The following is an 18,789-nucleotide window of genomic DNA, read 5'->3' as shown; positions in this document are numbered from 1 at the left end:
TCTATCATAGCTGTAATTTTTCTCCTATCAATTAGGCTTTCACCTGATTACATAGCGTTCCAATGCCTTCAATATCGATTTCAATGACATCTCCTGCACGCAAATACTTTGGCGGTTGAAATCCTTTGCCAACACCAGCCGGAGTACCTGTCGCAATAATATCTCCCGGCTCAAGCGTCGTGCCTTTCGACAGTACCTCGATAATTTCCGGAATTGAGAAAATGAATTGCTTTGTATTTCCCTGCTGCCTTACTTCTCCATTAATTTTTGTTGTAATGTCCAAAGCAAGCGGCGTTTGAAATCCCGATTTATGAGCGATGACCGGTCCCATCGGACAAGAGCCGTCCAAGCTTTTCCCGATAAAATATTGTTTATGGCGCTCCTGCAAATCACGAGCCGTCACATCATTGATGATTGTATAGCCGAAAATGTAAGACTCAGCTTCTTCTTTTTTAACACCCCTTGCTCGTTTACCTATGATAACTGCCAATTCTCCCTCATAATCAAGCTCATTCGTCGACTCTTCGTGAGCGGGAATCGGGTCGCCATATGCGATGACCGAAGTCGGTGCTTTTGTAAACATGATCACATGCTCCGGAATATCTGCCTTGCTTCCCAGCTCGATGGCATGGTCGGCATAATTTTTTCCTACACAAAAGATATTTTTGGACGGTCGAGGGATAGGCGCCAGCCATTTTACCTCTTCCTTCTCAAGTAAAAAGTCGGCATTCTTCACTTGTTGTATAACTTGAGAAATTTGCTGCAGCACTTCATCACCAGCTGCAATGAATTCAATCATCGTTTCCGGAAACACAATGCCGCAAGCTTTACCCGCTTCAACAATCCGAAGCAGTTTGCCCGTTTCTTTCTCTTCGACTACAATTATTTGTCGTCCGTGCCACTCAACAGTTGCCAATTTCATCGTTCCATCTCTCGCTTTCTTTTAAAAGTAGGCTTTTGTCCATAAGTGCCCCATCTCCACACATATTCCACTGGACCGTATTGGAAACGAGAGATCCACCACTTACTTAATACCACCTGTAAACTATAAAAAACAAGCAGCATTATGAAACCGTTCAAATAAGAAATACTGCCGTACAAACCAAATCCATATCCGTAAAAAATAATGGTGAATACAATCGATTGCAACAAGTAATTGCTGATTGACATGCGTCCGACGTTGGCAAGCGGCTTCAACACATTCAGCACTTTTTCATTTTGGGTAATCAGCACGATAAACGTTATATAAAACAGCGCCAGCAGCGGACCGCCAAATTGGTCCTGAATTAGCCCATTCGCATAGTTGGCTCCTTGGATGTAAGGCAATAGCTTCAACAACAGACCGCCGATTAATCCGACAATCATAAGATTACGCAACAATTTCTTATGCTTGTTCACATTGACAAGCCAGCCTTGCTTAGCAAACGCTGCGCCGCACATCATAAGCGGCAATATATTGATGACTAGCACCCAGCCGCTAGACGGTCCATTCGCATACATCCAGTCTTCGATACGCTGTGAAGTAATTTCTGCAAAACTTCCATCGCTATACACTTGCAACGAAGCAAGCATCGCTTCTCTGTTGTATAAGACTTCATCCATATTCATATCGGGTATCAACATAATTAAAAAAGATAAAAGCGACAATAATCCAAAAGGAATGATATACAATAAAAGACCAATAATCAGCAGCGTTTTGCCTTTTAACTTATAAAACAGCATCAGCAAGAATCCGGTAATCGCATATGTAATCAAAATATCGCCATGCCATATAAGAAAAGCATGTATACAGCCAAATACTAATAAAATCAGCAATCTTCTCGTAAACAGCAGCGGAAAAGATAGCCCCTTCAATTGAGAGCGCTCCGCTATCATAATCGCACCATACCCGAATAAAAAAGCAAAAAGCGGATAAAAGCTGGCTTGCGCAAACACATCAACAAAGGTATTTAAAGCCGAGTCAATTCCTTTATCCCAATAGGTTTCCGGATTCAAGTATAAAAACGGACTATAAAAAGCTGGCATATTCACAAGAAAAATACCTAAAATTGCAAAGCCTCGCAAAATATCAATCGATACATAACGCTCGCTTTCCTTCAAAGGCATCAAACGATCCGTCATTAAATCCCCTCCTTCTTTTTCCATACTATTATAGCTTACTATTAACTGAATTTTAGAACAATACAATTTATTACAAATCGGTTTACTGCTAGGTTGATTTTCACTGCAGCCGGACGCTTTCTTGAGCTTTAAGAAATTATTAAAATCCACATTGTGTATAATTCAAAAAGTGAACCGACGTCCAGCTCCAGCGCCCAGCACCTATTGCCCTTCGGCAACCTCCCTTCAATAAGTCAACATCGAATCACTGTCGTTCTTCGTGTTTCCTATATCTTGGGCGGCGGCCTCCAGTTCATACGGTGCTTATCAGGGCGCTTGCGCTTTTGTTCCTGGGGCATGCGTCATTCCTCCTCGTCGTTAGTCGCTCCTGCGGTGTATCGTCCTGCACGCTTCTCCCACAGGAGTCGCCCGGCCTCCGCTCCAATCAACTTGAATTGTTGGCTTTCTCAATAAATGTATTGCGAGAAGGACAAATTGAAAAAGATGACTCTGGTATACAGAAATCATCTTTTTCATGGTTAATTTAATTTCTTAAGTTCCAGCGGTCAAATTTTTCTATTACTCTACAAAAATATTAGTTCCTGCAAGATCGGTTTGACCTTTATATGTCGCATAAGCGTAAATATTGTAGTAATATCCGCCCGGCAATTCAAATCCGTTCGTCAGCTTGCCGTCCCAATCAAACGAGGTATAGCCTGATGGGATATTTTCGTATAATCCAATATCACCTAAATACGCTAACGGCTGACCATCAGCATTCGATAAATAAACGAATAAATCAACAGACTCAGCTCCACCTGGGAAGAAGCCTTCAATCTCAAATTCACCATCAGCGATTTGTCCAGCACCAAGCCATTCAACGCGTGGATAATCCGGCTCTTGAATAAATAAAATTGTCGGTAGATCAACACTGTCCGTTCCATCAGAAATCGTAATCGTTCCTTCATAATAGCCAGGCTCTAGTTTGCTGGCATCTACTTGAACATTCATATTAACATTTTGCGTTTTGCCTGCATTCACTTTTAAATTATTACTTGTCGATACTTTGATGGCTTTTGATGCGCTACCCATATTCACTTCAAAGCTGTATGTTTGTCGTTTCGAAGAAAGGTTTTTAATTGTGAAATGCTGTTTTTCAACTTGTTTGCCTTTGGTTTTTGAGAAGACACCAAATGAATGACTACCAGGAGTTACAAGCGTCTTTGTTTCAATTGCCTCTAATACTTTAATGCTGCCTGCTCCTTGTGTATTATGCGGATAGGCTTTGCCTGTAGCCGGGTCTGTTAAGCTTTCAGCTGTGTTCATCAATGCTGCTTTCACATCTTCAACAGTATAATCCGGATGAGCTTGCAAAATTAGCGCAGCTGCACCTGCTACGTGCGGGGAAGCCATGCTTGTTCCTTGTTTTGCTCCATAACCGTGCGGGTTTGCAGGGTCAAAAGTTGGTACAGTGCTGACGATATTTACACCAGGAGCCGAGACGTCAGGTTTCACCATATAATTGATGTTAACCGGTCCGCGTGAAGAGAAATCAGCAACTGTTTCTCCGATTTGATGTGAAAAGTTAACAGAAAATGACACTTTGTTATTGCCTTTTTCTAATTCAGCTAAAAGCTTTTGACCGTCTTCAAGTGTTGTTTTAATTGTAGGCACATCCAAGCCTGCAACATCAGGCTGTTCTCCTGCAACATTATTGAAGATAATTGCGCCAATAGCACCTGCATTTTTAGCATTTGTTGCTTTATCAACGAATGCTAACGTACCTCTGCTCATTAAAGCAATTTTGCCGTTTAAATCTTTCCCTTCAAAATCAGCTGGCGCCCCTAGACCAACGTAAACAAACTCATATTCTTTTCCGTTTAATGCTAACAATGCATCATCAGTTGGGAATCCCATTACTTTGGCAGAAGGATAGCTTTGTTCCGCTGTTGCAATTGCTGGACTGTACACATTGTACGGAAGCTGAGTAGCTCCTACAGAAATCGCCTCACGGGAAGATCCTGGAGATCCAACTGTCCAATTATTCGGACCGCTGTTACCGTTCGAAGTAACGGCAACTACCCCTTCAGCCATAGCCCAATCAAGTGCGATACTTGTTGCACTGTCCGGATCATTAATAGAGCTTCCTAATGATAAGTTCATAACATCGGCACCGTCTTGTACTGCCTTTTCAATACCGGCAATGACATCTTCCGTGGAACCTGAACCACCAGGACCCAATACACGGTAAGCCAATAAAGTAGCTTCTGGCGCTACCCCTTTAATCAGTCCGTCAGCAGCTACCGTTCCAGCTACATGCGTACCATGTGTTGTTGCAGCACCGCGCGGGTCTCCAGTCGGTGTTTCCTGCGGATCATTATCATCATCAACAAAGTCCCAGCCCTTATAGCTTCCAAATGCTTGGTCTAAATCAGGATGTGTATAATCAACCCCGGTATCAATAACAGCCACAGTTACGCCATCACCGGTAAACCCTGCTTCCCAAGCATCATTTGAACCGATATAAGGAGCGCTATTTAGCATAGCGGGGCTATAGGTCTCAGTTGAAATCAATTCCCCTTCATCGACACTTGTTGTCTTGTATTCCACATCCGGATAAACCGCCTTTACTCCCGGAATTGATAGTAAAGATGGAATATCATTTTCCGAAAGTTCTACAGAAAAACCTGAAAAGACATAATCGTACTGTCTATTTACCGCTGCATCTTCTACAGTCTCTTTTACTTCATCAATAACTTTGGTACGAAAACCGGCAAGCTTTTGTTTAGACTGACTCTTGCCAGTATTCTTCGCCTCTACGATAGAAGGCTCAGTAATCTCGACAATGACACTTGTCTTACTAGATGAAGATAAATTATACTCTCCTACTAGCTCTGCTAATTTACCAACTTTGTTACTTTCAACTTTGCCTGTTACAGCTCCCGCTCCGCTTCCGAAAGAAGCAACAATGAGCAGGGCAGCTGACAGTCCTGTTAATGACTTCCATTTCCCCACACTTCCATCTCCCTTTACTATTTTTGCAGCTTGCTCACTCGGCTCGGACATGTTTCGAGCCAAATATGTACATTTTGATAGCTGTCTACAAATATTCGTTCTTTTTGCCTGCAATACCTTGAATCATATTCACTATTTTTAAAGTGAAAAAATATAGACTTAAGACTAATAGTTTTATAGTGAATCATTTGTTATGGTCTATTTTAAATAGTTCATTTTTACCATATTTTATTTTTTCGACATCAAAAAGCGAGCACAAACTTTAAAAAGTTTGTGCTCGCTAATTAAAATATTAGTTTACAAATCGTCCGGTTTTTCCTTCCGTTTCCCAATAATCATTGCGAAGCTGGACTTTTTGAATTTTGCCTGATGCTGTTTTAGGTAACACATCAACAAATGTCACACCGGTAATCGCCTTGAAGTGAGCCAGTGAACTTCTTGAAAAAGCAATTAATTCTGATTCGGTAACAATGTGATTCGGACGGACGACAATAAAGGCATGCGGCGTTTCACCCCACTTTTCATGTGGAACAGCAATAACAGCTGCTTCCAAAACAGCCGGGTGCTCATATAAATTGCCTTCTACCTCAATTGATGAAATATTTTCTCCTCCCGAGATAATGACATCTTTCTTACGGTCTACTATGTCGATATTGCCGTATTGATCCACCGTTCCCATATCGCCGGTATGTAGCCATCCATTATCAATTGTCTTCATCGTTTCTTCTTCATTTTTCCAATATCCTTTCATGACACCGTGGCTTCTTACGACAATTTCCCCAATCGATGTACCATCATTGGCAACATCGTCACCGTGCTCATCGACTACGCGGACATTAACTCCGATGAATTGATGTCCAGCCTTTGCTTTCATTTTATATTGCTCATGCAAAGGCAGTTCTTTATACTGAGAACGCACTCTTGATATAAGACTGAAAGGCGATGACTCAGTCATCCCGTACACTTGTATAAATTCCCAGTTTAATTCTTTTTCGACTCTAGTAACAAAGGCAGGAGGAGGAGCAGATCCTGCGACTATAACTCTTAAAGGCTGATCCATCTCCGGAACCTCATTCTCATAATGTTGCATTAGCGCATTTAAAACGGTCGGAGCCATATGCATGATCGTTACTTTACGCTCCATCACTTTATTAAAAATCACTTCAGGTGTTGTTTTGCGCGCCATTACTTGCGAAGCGCCATTAGCCGTATAGTAGAATGGCGAACCCCATCCGTTTACATGGAACATCGGCAATACATGCATTAATACATCCTCATCTGTCACACGCAAATGATGCATAGCCGTAAGAGCATGTAAATAGTTATTGCGGTGTGTCAGCATAACCCCTTTCGGATTGCCTGTCGTCCCACTCGTATAAAGCAGCGTGCTCAGATCATCCTCATGAAGTTCAGCTCTCTCAAATGCCGACGCATCAAAGTTAGCAATCCATTCGTCATAACCTCGTTCAATTGTTTCCTCATTCTTGTAAGTCACAATAATATGTTGAACCGTATTCAATCTGTCTTTAATCGGAACAATTAACGGATATAAATCTTGATCGACAACAAGAACCTTAGATTCGCTATGGTTCAAGATGAACAAATAATCCTCGGGCTTCAAACGGATATTCAGTGAAACCATGACAGCTCCCAGCTGAAAAACACCATAGAAGCCTTCAAGCATTTCAACACAGTTTGGCGTCAAATACGCTACTCGATCGCCTTTTTGGATTCCTAAATCTCTTAACCCCCGTGAAAGCTGGTTCACTCTCGCATTCAATTCTCCGTATGTAAAAACTCTTTCATCTGAAAAAATAGCCTGCTTGTGTTCATACAATTTTGCAGCACGATCTAAAAACTCAGTTACAACCAATGGTACATTCACAATTCTCCACCTCACAAATTCATAAAATAGTAGCTTATAATTAATTTAACATTTTAAACTATATTTAACAATATTATACATATATAGAAAAATAGAGCAAGAACTTTTCTGCCAGGCGAATGCCTCACCTTTTTTATTTAAGACTCATAGCATATAGGAGCAACCGGGCGCCCGCTCGATACAGATGGAATGGAGGAAGTAACTATGCCGGCAATTGTAGGATTTATTCAATTGATAAACGTTGGAAGCAGCGGAGTTTTCCATATTGGAGATGTGTACAAAATTATGCCGATTTCCGCAGTAAAAACATTTGCAGGATCGGGATCATTTAACACAGGAGAAAAAGTGTCTGTTAATAACGCACCAAACACTGTGCAAATGTATGATAATGATGGGGTCGACCTACCTATTGCATTTAATGTTTAAGGGGGAACTACACCGCAATGAATTATCATGTTACTCAAAGTATTCACATTCATAGTATCAAGATTAATACAATTACCAATTCCTCCATTTTTCAAATCGGAAGTACCGGTATTATTAAATCGTTAGCGCCAAATGGCGTACCACTAAAGGGAACAGCGTCAAATGGAGGTCAAACTCAGTCAAGAAGTTTTCAAATTTCCAGGCCTGCTAATCAATAGGTTAACTAAACCATTGATTTTCAGTCAAAAAACGAAGTATAGGCATTCACCCATCTAATATTAGTCACATAAACTATAAATATACCTGTCAACTACAGTAAGGTGGGATTCTAATGCAACATGATTTTTATACGTATGTAATCGAAATGAAAAAGTATTTAGAAAAACAGGAACAAAGGATACTCACTCTCGAATCTGAAATTTCCTCCTTAAGAGCAAAGATTCAGCAAATAACGAATCAAAGGTCGGTAACAATCGAGAAAATCGAATATAAATTCGATCAGTTAAAAATTGAAAAGCTGGACGGTACATTGAATATCGGTGTTAATCCAGGAGAAGTAGAGGAATTTGTCGATTCTACAGTTAATAATATGTCCTCAAGTACATCTGCTGCTTTTACCACTGAACAACGTGAAATGGTCTCCAGTCAAATCACAGCTGAAGTTACAGCATTTATCGATCGGGAATTAAGTGAACTGATTGAACAACATGAGACACAAACAGGTGCAAGATTCGAGGGTCAATACGATAATTTTATAAGGGAAGACCTTTTCAAGCAGCTCCCTGAACGCATTGAGTTTTATTTGAATCACCATCCATACAACAAAAATATTGAGCAGGCAAATGAATATACAGAAAAGATTATTGAACAAATTAAAACAGACATTTCTCAAGCAATTTATCACTTCCTGCAAAATGTACAACAGGGGATGAATACGGTAATAAAGGAGAATGTATAATGAACTTTCATGTAACGAACAAAAACATATGTGTCGATTTTTTAAAGGTTGATTCTGTTACGGTCTCATCTCTTCTACTAATTGGAGATATGAAGACAATCCAATTATCCTCAGCATTAGATGTTCCAACTGAAGCTTTTGGCGATATAACCGGTCCTTTAGTTCCTGTAGTTCCTTTAACTCCTACAGTTCCTCAATAAGAACAATGCTTTCCAGAACATCTCATGTAAAGCGTATTATTATCAGGAATGTCGCTTCCGGCTCAAACTTTCAGATTGGTGATGCCCATTATATTGATAGTACAGCCGATATACTAGGCGCTTTAGTAAATTCAAATATCTTCATCACTTCATCATTGCTTGATGAAGTGGATAAAGATACCAATTATTCCTATAAAGCGCCTTGTCCAAGTATTGATGAGAATTTAAAAATGACAAGATTCAATGTGATACCCAAAATATGTGTTAATAACATCGATATTATCGCCGTTTCTGCTGCGAGTATTTTCCAGATTGGAAACACCGATCATATTCGCATGGCCTCTAGCATTTACTTCAAAATTTTAAACAATCAGCCTATAGATAAACTGCCCGTTTCGAAAGGAGAATAATTCATGCCAGCCATAGTAGGACCGATACAAGTAGGCTCGATTACAGGTGGATCTATCCAATTCGGAGATGCTCTTGTCTATTCTCCAAAAAGTGCATCAAAAACAGCCAATGGATCGGGCTCCATCAACACAGCCGTTTTTGTCATTGCCAATAACGGGCTCAGCGCCACTAATGTTCTCGATCCTACTGTCGTTGATCAGCCTCTGTTCGGTAATAATTAAAGTATTCCCCTTGTAAAACGCCGCTCTCTAAAAACATATATAATTTAGTCTTATCTTTTGGGCCTAACTTAGAAAAGACCACTCAAGAAATGCAAACTTTGAGTGGTCTTTTTAACGCAAAAACTAATAATTAACTTTTCTTGATTATCACTTTCCTTGTAAGCAAATTTCCAAGTATCATAAAAATGATAGCGCCACCTACAAATGAAAGCATGGCAATATACGGATTGTGACCATTCCATAACCCCATAGTTTTCAAAAACGTCTCTGCGATAAAAACAAAAACTTTTCCATCAGTCATATTATTGATCGTGGGAATACCTAAAAATAAAAATGCCGGCACTCCAATTGAAACGATGTATTTCCAAATTATATCCATGCGATAATAAAGCACAGTAATAAAATATCCAATGAAAATAGCTAATACATATAGACAAAATAACCAAATGAAACGTTCAAAAATGAACTGCAGATTATATTGAAAAGCTTCTATCCCATAACGCGGGCCATATATCTGCTCAAATATGGTAATATAATCAGCTAATCTATAGAAAACTAACCCTGACAGTGTATCTACAGCCGCCATAACAGCAGAAACAATAGTAAAGCTTACGATTGCACTCTTATACATTGTTTTACGAGAAACTCCATTAACTAGAAAAAACAAGAACGGGACCCGAAAGCTATTCAATCCGGCAACAAACAGAAAAATCATTGAGGCGACTTCCAGCCCTGATGAGGAAACATTAATGTTAGAGTTTACAAGAGCAGGTGCTACCGAAATAATCTGTAAGCCAATCAAAATCCCATAGAAAACAAGCAATGATTTTTTATAATCTTGCATATAGTATTTTACCGAAAGCGAACCATTCATTAAATCTTCCTCCCTTATATGTTCGTTAGCTGAATGAACATTTTTTGCAAATCAAGCTTTGAGCATTCTAGACCGCTTGGCAGCTCTTGCTTATTCACTTTCCCGAGGATATACGCCGACTTTAATCCTCCTAGCGAATCAACTCCTATAACCTCTTTATCTGCGATATAATCCTCAATCATTTTTTCCGGTCCTGAAACCGTATATCCTTTTGCTAAAATTTCCTCTGTATCTTCATCTAAAATAACGGAACCTGCCTTCAGTATGACTACCTTCTCTATTAAATCCGACGCTTCTTCTATTAAATGAGTCGAGATCACAATCGTCTTTGGGTTCTCACTGTAGTTGACAAGCAACTCCTTATAAAACAAATCACGATGATAAGCATCCAACCCCAGCACCGGTTCATCTAATAAAACAATAGGAGCCTGACATGCAAGAGCTATAATGATTTTGTAAATTGAACCATATCCTGTTGAAAGACTCTTTATCACCTTATTCATTGGAAGTTTGAATTTTTCAGCTAGACCATTGGCATATTCAAGGTCAAAGTTCGGATAAAAATCTGCTGACCATTTAAATACTTCCCTCACCTTCATTTTTTCCGGGTAAAGATTTTGCTCACTCATGCAATATATATTGCGTTGAGCCTCGTCATTTTCTAGCACACTCTGGCAGCCGAGAGTAATTTCTCCCGCTTCCGGAAACAGCTTATTTGTTATAAGATTCAGCAACGTTGATTTGCCTGCTCCATTTCGTCCTAGCAATCCATAAATTTTATTCTCCTCAAATACTATCGACACATCCTTTAATGCCGCAAATGAACCAAATTGCTTCGTCACGTTCTTTATGATTAAGTCACCCATGCTTAAACCCTCTTTCTACCATTGAAATGATTTCTTCCTTTGATAGCTTCAGTTTCTTCGCTTCTAAAATAAGCGTTTCGATAAATGTATCGTAGAAGTCCTGCTTTCTTTTACTTAATATTTTTTCGGACGAGCCTGCTGCAACAAACATACCAACACCCCTTTTCTTATAAATAGTCCCCTCTTCTACTAAGAGATTGATTCCCTTTAGAGCAGTAGCCGGATTGATTTTATTGCTGACCGATATTTCTGTCGTTGATGGAATTTGCGTTTCCTCCGGGAAAGCCCCTGAAAGAATGGCATCTTCAACAGCTTCTGCCAGTTGGATAAAAATAGGTTTGTCGTCATTGAAATGTACTAGCATAAGATTCCCACCACTCTTTATTAGTTAATTACTTATGTAACTAACTATATAACAAATCCCCTTAAATTACAATAATTACCATTTAAAAAATTCCCCAAATTAAAAAAGGACCATCCAAAAGCGAGTAAAAACTCACCTTTGGATAGCCTCTTACATCTTCAATAAATGTCCACCATCATCAAAGAAATATAAATACTTCTCTTTTAACTTTGTTTTCATAATTGATTCAATCGCTCTTGAGTAAAGATCGATTTGTACCTTATAACGTTTGGCCAATACTGGCTCGGCCTCACCGTAGCTCGGGAATCGTCCTGTAATGCGATCCGTTTTGTAATCGACAAGGACAAGCCCTTGTTCATCTTCAAACAGACAGTCAATAACCCCCTGAATTAGAACTGGTTCATCTTCACCTTGCCAATCACTGTATGCTTCACTTGCAGGAATCACCATACTGAAAGGCAGCTCGCGCTGAAGCGAATGAGCATTTTGCATCCGTTTCGCTAAATCACTCTCAAAGAAATGCAAAATTTCAGCGTTATTAACCGCCTCCAACTGTTCTGCGCGTAAATATTCATTCTGCAATAAATGAAGCTTTAGCACCTCAAGGGATGCTTCGCTTTGTGGTTCGCGCAAATTAATCTGCTGCATAACCATATGCATAATTGTCCCTTTTTCAGCTGAAGAAAGTGATTTCTCCTGCATAAACGCCGGACGGTCATAAAGACTCTTTTGCGGACGAATCAACTGTGAGCCGCTTTCGCGATCAACACTTTCAAACTGCCTTTTGATTTCCGTAACGGTTTGCTTAGAGAGATGTGAAGCTGCTGCTTCGTTTTCATACTTCCAGTTAAGCTGCTGCTTAATTTTCTCATCAAAAGGAGAAGTAATGTCGACTGGCTTGTTCACCTTGATTGCTTCCCAAATCACAGCGTCTGTTTCCTCACCCAGATTTTGGTCTGTTTGCAGCGCGGATGCCTCAATAATCTCCAGTTTCCAATCAGAAGGATGTTTTGCTATGTCGCTCAACGTAGGAGAGAGTGATACATTATAAATATTCTCATTTTGATTATGACGAGCCAGCGCTGGTCCGATCCAGTCACTGTAGCTCTTCGCTGTCGCGCGGATGTAATCCTTCAGCAGCCAATCATTGTGAGTCGCTGCTTTTCTCCATTTCTCCAGTGATTTCTCACTGTCCTTCAATGTGCCAATCAGCACTAATTTTTCTTTTGCCCTCGTTAAAGCAACATATAATACCCGCATTTCCTCTGCAATCATCTCGAGCTGCTTTTTCTTTTTAAAAGCAATTTGCGGCAGCGACGGGTACGTTATCCGCAGGTTCGGGTTCGTATAACTGCAGGCAAAACCGAATTCCTTGTCTAATAGATAGCTTTTGCGCAAGTCCATCATATTGAATTGACGCGCCAATCCCGCAACAAATACTACCGGGAACTCCAAGCCTTTACTTGAGTGGATCGTCATGATGCGCACAACATCTTCCTGCTCGCTCAATGCCCTTGCCGCACCTAAATCATCGCCGCGCTGCTGCATTCTTTCTATAAAGCGCAAGAAGCGGAATAAGCCGCGGAATGAACTCTCCTCATATTGACGAGCACGGTCGAACAAAGCGCGCAAGTTAGCCTGGCGTTGCTTCCCGCCGGGCATACCGCCCACATAACTGTAAAACTTCGTATCGCGGTACAGCTGCCAAATCAGGTCTGCTAATGATTGCTGTCTCGCAAGCTCGCGCCATTCTTGAAGCTGATTGACAAAACTGCATACTTTCTTATAGTAATCTTTATTTGTTTCGTTCTCTCCTAGCTTAGTGAAGCGGATAAGCGCGTCATAAAAAGCTCCGGAACGTTCGGTCATTTTGATTTGTGCCAGCTGCTCTTCATTCAGTCCGACAATTGCCGACCGCAAAACGGATGCAAGCGGAATATCCTGAAGCGGATTATCAATGACTTTCAGCAGTGACATCATAATCGCTACTTCAGTTGCTTCAAAGTAACCGGAAGAAAGATTTCCGTAAATCGGGATGCCTTGCTTCTTAAACTCTTCCATAATGCCTGGAGTCCAAGTCATTGAACGCATTAAAATGACAATATCACGGTAAGTCACAGCTCGTTTCATGCCGGTCTTCAAATCCGTAATCTGTCTTTTTTCATTAATCATCTCTTTAATCGACTTTGCCAACAAGCGTGCTTCAAGCTGTACGTTTTCGAGCTCTTCTGCCTCAAAGTCAGTATCCTCATATTCGACATCGCTTTCCTGACTATTTTGATTAATAAATTGCACCTCGATTGGGAATGACTCGTTCTCTGGATACTTCGCTCCCTTCTTGAGCTCAGCATCTTCGTCATATTCAATTTCACCGACTGTGACACCCATTAGCTGTTTAAATAAGAAGTTTGTGCCGTCTAATACTTCCTTGCGGCTTCGGAAGTTTTTATTCAAGTCGATGCGAAGACCTCCATCGACCCCATCATGGCGATAGCGATTGTATTTACCTAAAAATAAATTCGGCTCCGCCAAACGAAAGCGATAAATCGACTGCTTCACATCGCCGACCATGAACATATTTCCTTCATATTCACTGTCCTTGCTCACCAGCTTCAAAATTGTTTCCTGCACTAAGTTTGTATCCTGGTATTCATCGACTAGCACTTCTTTAAAATGTTTGCGGTACTTTAGGGCAATTCTCGATGGCTTCACTTGTCCATCCTCTGTCTTCTCCGCAAAAATGGCCAGACAGTAATGTTCCAAATCTGAGAAGTCGACTATGCCGCGCTCTCGTTTTTCTTGATTGTATTTTTGCTTGAATTGCTTTACTAATTCAGCAAGCATGGCGATATTGCCCTTAAGCTGCTTCATATCCTTCAAGTAGCTCTCCGGTCTGCGTGTAAAAAGTTCCTTTTGCAAATCTTGAATAAGCTTCTTCGTTTGATCACGGAGCTTTTTGCACTGCTTATCAAGTTCCTCATCGACATCGCCCGTCGCTTTTTTCAAAGTAGAGAACTTCACTCCGCTCATTGCCTCGAACATCGCTTGCCATGACTGTTCACTTACCGCCTCGAGCTTCTCGAGCAGCTGCAGATCTTTATCGAGTGTTTCCGCTCTCGAAGCGGGACCTCCCGGCATTTTTGTGATGCGGAGGGCTTCTTCAATACTGTCCCTTGCAGCCGACAGCTGCAATTTCACATAATATTTTAATGCCGACGCAAAAGGCAGATCATCAATGGCGGTATCATCATGAATGTCATACATCGTCACCATCTCATCAAGCCATTCCTCCGGATACGGATGCGAGCTTGAAAACTCGTGTAGCGTTCGGACAATATTTTGCAATTCAAGGTCATTGCGGTCACTGCTGAAAGCATCCACTAATTGGAAAAACGACTCATTGTTCTCGATGCCATACTGTTCCTCCAACAATTCATCCAGCATTTCATCCTTCAAAATTTCCGCCTCAGTCGTATCAGCAATTCTGAATCCCGGGTCGATTTCGATTTCATAATAATACTTACGGATGACCTCAAGACAGAACGAATGAAGCGTGCTGATGGAGGCGCGATTAATTAAGCTTAATTGCTTGCGCAAATGCTGCGAATCAGGATTTTTCTTAATTGCCCCTTCCAGCGCTTCGGCAATACGGTGGCGCATTTCCGCTGCTGATGCATTCGTAAATGTAACGACCAACAACTCATCTACGTTGACTTGTTCAGACAGCAATTTAAATATAATACGATTGACCAATACAGCTGTTTTTCCCGATCCGGCAGCAGCAGCTACTAAAATATCCTGGTCGCTTGCCCAAATCGCTTTCCATTGGTCACTGGTCCATGTCATCTCAGCCGGCATTTCAGGAATAATAGTTTTACTCATGCTTGTCCTCCCTCCTCTTTGATGAGCTGTAAAACTTCATTGGCTTTCTTCGGCTGCAAAATTCGGTATTCATTTTCCTCTAAGGCCTGATCGAACATGCAGACACTTTTATAAGCACAATACGTGCAAGGAATTTTATCCTTTTTCTTATACGGATTAATGATTGTCTCACCGTTCAAAATCTCATTTCCGGCTTTTTTATACAGATGATGGATATGATTGCGCAGCATATCGAAATCTTGTTCACTCGCTACCTTCGAAGTTTTAGAGATATCACCATTTTTCAAGAAATTTACAGAAATAATATCCGATTTACTGCTTTCTCCAATGATGAGCTTATCATCCATCAGCTGAAGTATTTCCGGTTTATCGACCAGCAAGCCCTTCATTTTAAACTGCTTGAAAATTTCCTTCTCCAGTTTGCTCAAATCCATCATTTCATTAGCTTTAATAATCGGATTATGCACATAGAAATACAACATCCCTGCCGACGAAACAGCCTGTCCGATTAATTGAGGAGCAAATTGGATCAGCACATCTAAATACGTGAGCATTTGCAGTGCCAAACCATAATACACTTCATCTAAATTGACATCTTTCGAGCTCGATTTGTAATCAATAATTCTCACATATATCTGGTCGTTAAATTTCGCTGTGTCGACACGGTCAATTCGTCCAATCAGCTCCATATCTGTACCATCTGCAAGCTTAAGCGGATAAGGCGGCAAAATTGATTCGTTATCGTTGCCAAAACCTAATTCCAGCTTAAAAGGTGTAAAGCCGCTATGCTTCGCTTGCTCGCTTAATGCAATCGATGCGCGTCCTATTACGTTTTCGAGCTTTCGTTTTATATAATGATGGCGATTCGAGCTCAATAATATTTGATTTTGAAGCTTCGGAGCCAACTGTTCAACCGCAGCGCTTGCAAGTTGATGGCACTGCTCTTGTGACAACGCAGACCATTGAATGTTTTCTTTTAACAAGGTATCCGAGATAATCTTCAAAGCTCCATGGAACAACTCTCCGATATCCGGTGCTTCAAGGCGGTACACATTCCGTTCTTTCAGGCCTAGCCCGTGAGACGCAAAGTGAGAAAAAGCACAGCTATTATATCGCTCCATTCTTGAAACACTTGCTTGCATCTTTGTTTCTTCTATATCATTCACTTTTACTTTTTTCCCATATAACCCTTTAGATGTTTGAGAGGAAAGTCTGCGCGCTTTATTTTCATAGTGCAAGCTACTTAACACCATTTTGGTAGAACCTTGATTGCTCTCGAGTAAATAGTTATAAAGACTATACCAAACGTCATCCGGCTTATAGCCGCGTTTTTGCTGCTGCAAAACAGCTGTCAAATAGCTAAGTGCAATACTCTCATTCGGCATATACATAAGCTGCTGCTCTTTTGTGTCATCTTGCGGTTCATTTTGCAAGTACAGCTCGCAAGCCTTCGGCAAAATTTCTTTAATCCTTTTAATATAAGGTGAAGCAAGTAGCGAACCGCCTTCTTCATCGCCTAAAGGATAGCTGACATACAGCTTCTCTGAAGCCGTCGTAAAAGCCTTATAAGCTGTAAACTCCTCATCAAATAAGCGCACAGTAGAATCAGGCGCTAATTCTATACCGGTTTTATTTAGCAATTGCCGATCACTGTCGGTAAAAATCCCTTCTTCTGTAGCTTTCATCGGCAATACGCCTTCATTGAGTCCGATGACAAAAGCAATCTTGACATCGTTTTGCCGTGAAAGATCAAGATTTGCCACAATGACTTGATCCAATGCTGGCGGTACTTGTGAAAACTGTAGCGCCTGAAGACCGGAATCCAGAATCGAGATAAACTGTTTCAAGTTCAGCTTCGTATCTCTCATCGTCTCTACAAACTGATCAAGCAAATCAATGACCGACTTCCACACTTGGTCATGTCTTCGCGCTTCTATCAAGCGGCCTTCTTCTTCTGCCTTCATCCGCAATTGATCGAGATGATCCGGAGCGCCAACTTCTTCTAGAAACAAATAAAGTGCCTGGCAGTATTCAATGCCGGTTTTTGCTTTTTTACATCTTTTCCCCAATGTGATTAAAGGTTTACTGAAGAGCTCTTTCCACTCGTTCACTTGATTCTCAAGGGCAATTTCCTTGTCGTTCTGTTTTATATCCTCCAATTCAAGACCTTTGAAACGGTGATACGTCCAGCGCTCTTTACCAGTCCATTGTTCTCCCTTTATTCCTCTCGCAAGCACAAAGTTTTCCAACAAATCGACGTTGTGGCGCATCGCTACTCGGTCCGCCTTCAACGGGTAAAGAAGCTCTGTTTTAATCGCCCGAAAGACCGGCTCATAGCGCCAATTCGTTTGCAAAGTCTCCAAACTGGAACGGATGAGTTCGATTAGCGGGTGATGCAACATTGTTTCCTTTGCATCAATGAAAAAAGGAATCCGGTAATCTTGAAAGATTGTCTTCACTAAATCGGCATAGTCGTTTCCATTTCGGACAAGCACAGTGATATCACGCCACTTATAGTGTTGTTCGCGGACAAGCTTCAAAATTTCTCTGGCGATTCCCTCTAATTCCACTCTGCGATTTGCCGCCATCATTACTGTTACGCCTGTCTCACCTTCATACGGAACGGTCGGAAGCACATTCAATTTCTTTTCCAAATGCTCCAAGTCAGCACGAAGGTTGAAACGATGCATATCAGTCATCACAATGTCCTGTTCAATCTCAATATCCGACTGTACAGCCAACTGATAAATATTCTGGTACAGTCGGGCACTCATTCCGAATAAATGAAAATCAACAGGCGGTCCTTGACGGAAAGGTGTGTCGAGCGTCAAGGCAACCGTCACTTTTTTACATGTTTTTAATAGCTCTTGAACGACTAGCAATTCTTGCGGTGTCAAACTAAAAAAGCCATCTATATAAATCTCCGCCTCTTGCAAGTAGCTTGATTGGGAGATTTTTTCAGCTAATAAAGTCAAGTAATGCTCAGAGTTAATATATTTGCCGAACAAAGCCCTCTCAAACTCACGATAAATCAGCTCTAAATCATGCAGTTTATCCTTTAAAACTTGATTTGTCTCATCATCAAGCTGTTCAATCATGATTTCTCCCATTGCTTCAGGAGTAATACAGTATCTTTTCAGCTCAATGAGCATATCTTCCATACTGCTGATGAAGCCTGTTTTCCCGGCCGACCTTTGAAAGATTTTCAGTTCATCCTTCTTCTCTTCAATGATTTTTGTAATCATCATGTTCATGCCGGCACTGCTTAAATGCTTTCTGCTCATTCCGCCTGTTTCCTGCAGCACACGCCATGCAAGCCGTGTAAAACTGAATACTTGCGCCGACATCATTCCCTTCAAATCAGGCGTGCCGGCTAATTTATATTCTGAAGAAAATGTCATCTGTTCAGGTACGATATAGACGAGCGGGGTATGCCTCGGGTTATTGTGCAACTTCTCTCGTATCTCGTTTAAGACTGATGTTGTCTTGCCTGTGCCTGATCTGCCCAATATAAATTGTAAAGCCACGTTATTTTCTCCTTCCCATCTTAGTCTCTCATGATGTTCATGTAGTGTTAGTATATCACG

Annotated in this window: 15 protein-coding genes; 6 read left to right on the top strand and 9 right to left on the bottom strand. The window is 40.9% G+C overall.

The annotated features are described in order from the left end of the window. Positions 1-31 precede the first annotated feature (31 nt). The 4 genes from IEO70_RS18380 to IEO70_RS18365 all read right to left on the bottom strand — a co-directional run bounded on the left by IEO70_RS18380 (position 32) and on the right by IEO70_RS18365 (position 7,000). Entirely contained in the window at positions 32-922 is an 891-nt protein-coding gene (locus tag IEO70_RS18380; RefSeq protein ID WP_190999830.1) for a fumarylacetoacetate hydrolase family protein, read from the bottom strand. After that, positions 919-2,121, bottom strand: a complete 1,203-nt coding sequence (locus tag IEO70_RS18375; RefSeq protein ID WP_190999829.1) for a DUF418 domain-containing protein — start codon at positions 2,119-2,121, stop codon at positions 919-921. The genes IEO70_RS18380 and IEO70_RS18375 overlap by 4 nt, the downstream gene beginning before the upstream one ends. Positions 2,122-2,679: 558 nt before the next feature. After that, on the bottom strand, positions 2,680-5,115 hold the full coding sequence (locus tag IEO70_RS18370) for a S8 family peptidase (RefSeq protein ID WP_328820974.1): 2,436 nt from the start codon (positions 5,113-5,115) through the stop codon (positions 2,680-2,682). 292 nt (positions 5,116-5,407) lie between these two features. Next, positions 5,408-7,000: a long-chain-fatty-acid--CoA ligase gene (locus IEO70_RS18365; RefSeq protein ID WP_190999828.1), complete on the bottom strand. Its 1,593-nt coding sequence runs from the start codon at positions 6,998-7,000 to the stop codon at positions 5,408-5,410. A 204-nt stretch (positions 7,001-7,204) separates the two neighbouring features. Between IEO70_RS18365 and IEO70_RS18360 the strand changes: the two genes are divergently transcribed. From IEO70_RS18360 to IEO70_RS18335, 6 genes are all read left to right on the top strand, one after another. Beyond that, positions 7,205-7,426 (top strand): spore germination protein, encoded by a 222-nt coding sequence (locus tag IEO70_RS18360; RefSeq protein ID WP_190999827.1) that lies wholly within the window; start codon positions 7,205-7,207, stop codon positions 7,424-7,426. A 17-nt stretch (positions 7,427-7,443) separates the two neighbouring features. Beyond that, a complete protein-coding gene (locus tag IEO70_RS20480; protein WP_190999826.1) occupies positions 7,444-7,644 on the top strand; it encodes a spore germination protein GerPB in 201 nt (66 codons plus the stop codon). Positions 7,645-7,757: 113 nt separating this feature from the next. Further along, a complete protein-coding gene (gerPC, locus tag IEO70_RS18350) occupies positions 7,758-8,384 on the top strand; it encodes a spore germination protein GerPC (RefSeq protein ID WP_190999825.1) in 627 nt (208 codons plus the stop codon). After that, positions 8,384-8,584 (top strand): spore gernimation protein GerPD, encoded by a 201-nt coding sequence (locus IEO70_RS18345; RefSeq protein ID WP_190999824.1) that lies wholly within the window; start codon positions 8,384-8,386, stop codon positions 8,582-8,584. Before gerPC ends, IEO70_RS18345 begins: the two co-directional genes overlap by 1 nt. Before the next feature lie 5 nt (positions 8,585-8,589). After that, positions 8,590-8,994: a spore germination protein GerPE gene (locus IEO70_RS18340; protein WP_190999823.1), complete on the top strand. Its 405-nt coding sequence runs from the start codon at positions 8,590-8,592 to the stop codon at positions 8,992-8,994. A 3-nt stretch (positions 8,995-8,997) separates the two neighbouring features. Further along, positions 8,998-9,216 (top strand): spore germination protein, encoded by a 219-nt coding sequence (locus tag IEO70_RS18335; RefSeq protein WP_190999822.1) that lies wholly within the window; start codon positions 8,998-9,000, stop codon positions 9,214-9,216. Positions 9,217-9,346: 130 nt separating this feature from the next. On the opposite strand, the gene IEO70_RS18330 is transcribed toward IEO70_RS18335, so the two are convergent. The 5 genes from IEO70_RS18330 to addB all read right to left on the bottom strand — a co-directional run bounded on the left by IEO70_RS18330 (position 9,347) and on the right by addB (position 18,729). After that, on the bottom strand, positions 9,347-10,090 hold the full coding sequence (locus tag IEO70_RS18330) for a hypothetical protein (RefSeq protein ID WP_190999821.1): 744 nt from the start codon (positions 10,088-10,090) through the stop codon (positions 9,347-9,349). 14 nt (positions 10,091-10,104) lie between these two features. Then, positions 10,105-10,956, bottom strand: a complete 852-nt coding sequence (locus IEO70_RS18325; RefSeq protein ID WP_190999820.1) for an ATP-binding cassette domain-containing protein — start codon at positions 10,954-10,956, stop codon at positions 10,105-10,107. After that, on the bottom strand, positions 10,949-11,320 hold the full coding sequence (locus tag IEO70_RS18320) for a GntR family transcriptional regulator (protein ID WP_190999819.1): 372 nt from the start codon (positions 11,318-11,320) through the stop codon (positions 10,949-10,951). The genes IEO70_RS18325 and IEO70_RS18320 overlap by 8 nt, the downstream gene beginning before the upstream one ends. A 150-nt stretch (positions 11,321-11,470) precedes the next feature. Next, complete coding sequence (gene addA / locus IEO70_RS18315) at positions 11,471-15,202, bottom strand: helicase-exonuclease AddAB subunit AddA (protein ID WP_190999818.1); 3,732 nt, start codon at positions 15,200-15,202, stop codon at positions 11,471-11,473. Continuing rightward, on the bottom strand, positions 15,199-18,729 hold the full coding sequence (addB, locus tag IEO70_RS18310; RefSeq protein ID WP_190999817.1) for a helicase-exonuclease AddAB subunit AddB: 3,531 nt from the start codon (positions 18,727-18,729) through the stop codon (positions 15,199-15,201). Before addB ends, addA begins: the two co-directional genes overlap by 4 nt. Positions 18,730-18,789 lie beyond the last annotated feature (60 nt).

The sequence above is a fragment of the Peribacillus faecalis genome (assembly GCF_014712675.1).
GTDB classification, from domain to species: Bacteria; Bacillota; Bacilli; order Bacillales; family DSM-1321; genus Bacillus_AD; species Bacillus_AD faecalis.
The sequence above is the reverse complement of the archived record's forward strand: the minus strand, read 5'-3'. Positions and strand labels throughout refer to the sequence as shown.

What these genes read in the sequence shown, in the direction of transcription:
- IEO70_RS18325 (WP_190999820.1), bottom strand. Translation starts at nt 10,956, where the DNA reads ATGGGTGACTTAATCATAAAGAACGTGACGAAGCAATTTGGTTCATTT.
- IEO70_RS18375 (WP_190999829.1), bottom strand. Translation starts at nt 2,121, where the DNA reads ATGACGGATCGTTTGATGCCTTTGAAGGAAAGCGAGCGTTATGTATCG.
- IEO70_RS18335 (WP_190999822.1), top strand. Translation starts at nt 8,998, where the DNA reads ATGCCAGCCATAGTAGGACCGATACAAGTAGGCTCGATTACAGGTGGA.
- IEO70_RS20480 (WP_190999826.1), top strand. Translation starts at nt 7,444, where the DNA reads ATGAATTATCATGTTACTCAAAGTATTCACATTCATAGTATCAAGATT.
- IEO70_RS18340 (WP_190999823.1), top strand. Translation starts at nt 8,590, where the DNA reads ATGCTTTCCAGAACATCTCATGTAAAGCGTATTATTATCAGGAATGTC.
- IEO70_RS18330 (WP_190999821.1), bottom strand. Translation starts at nt 10,090, where the DNA reads ATGAATGGTTCGCTTTCGGTAAAATACTATATGCAAGATTATAAAAAA.
- IEO70_RS18380 (WP_190999830.1), bottom strand. Translation starts at nt 922, where the DNA reads ATGAAATTGGCAACTGTTGAGTGGCACGGACGACAAATAATTGTAGTC.
- gerPC (WP_190999825.1), top strand. Translation starts at nt 7,758, where the DNA reads ATGCAACATGATTTTTATACGTATGTAATCGAAATGAAAAAGTATTTA.
- addA (WP_190999818.1), bottom strand. Translation starts at nt 15,202, where the DNA reads ATGAGTAAAACTATTATTCCTGAAATGCCGGCTGAGATGACATGGACC.
- IEO70_RS18320 (WP_190999819.1), bottom strand. Translation starts at nt 11,320, where the DNA reads ATGCTAGTACATTTCAATGACGACAAACCTATTTTTATCCAACTGGCA.
- IEO70_RS18360 (WP_190999827.1), top strand. Translation starts at nt 7,205, where the DNA reads ATGCCGGCAATTGTAGGATTTATTCAATTGATAAACGTTGGAAGCAGC.
- IEO70_RS18345 (WP_190999824.1), top strand. Translation starts at nt 8,384, where the DNA reads ATGAACTTTCATGTAACGAACAAAAACATATGTGTCGATTTTTTAAAG.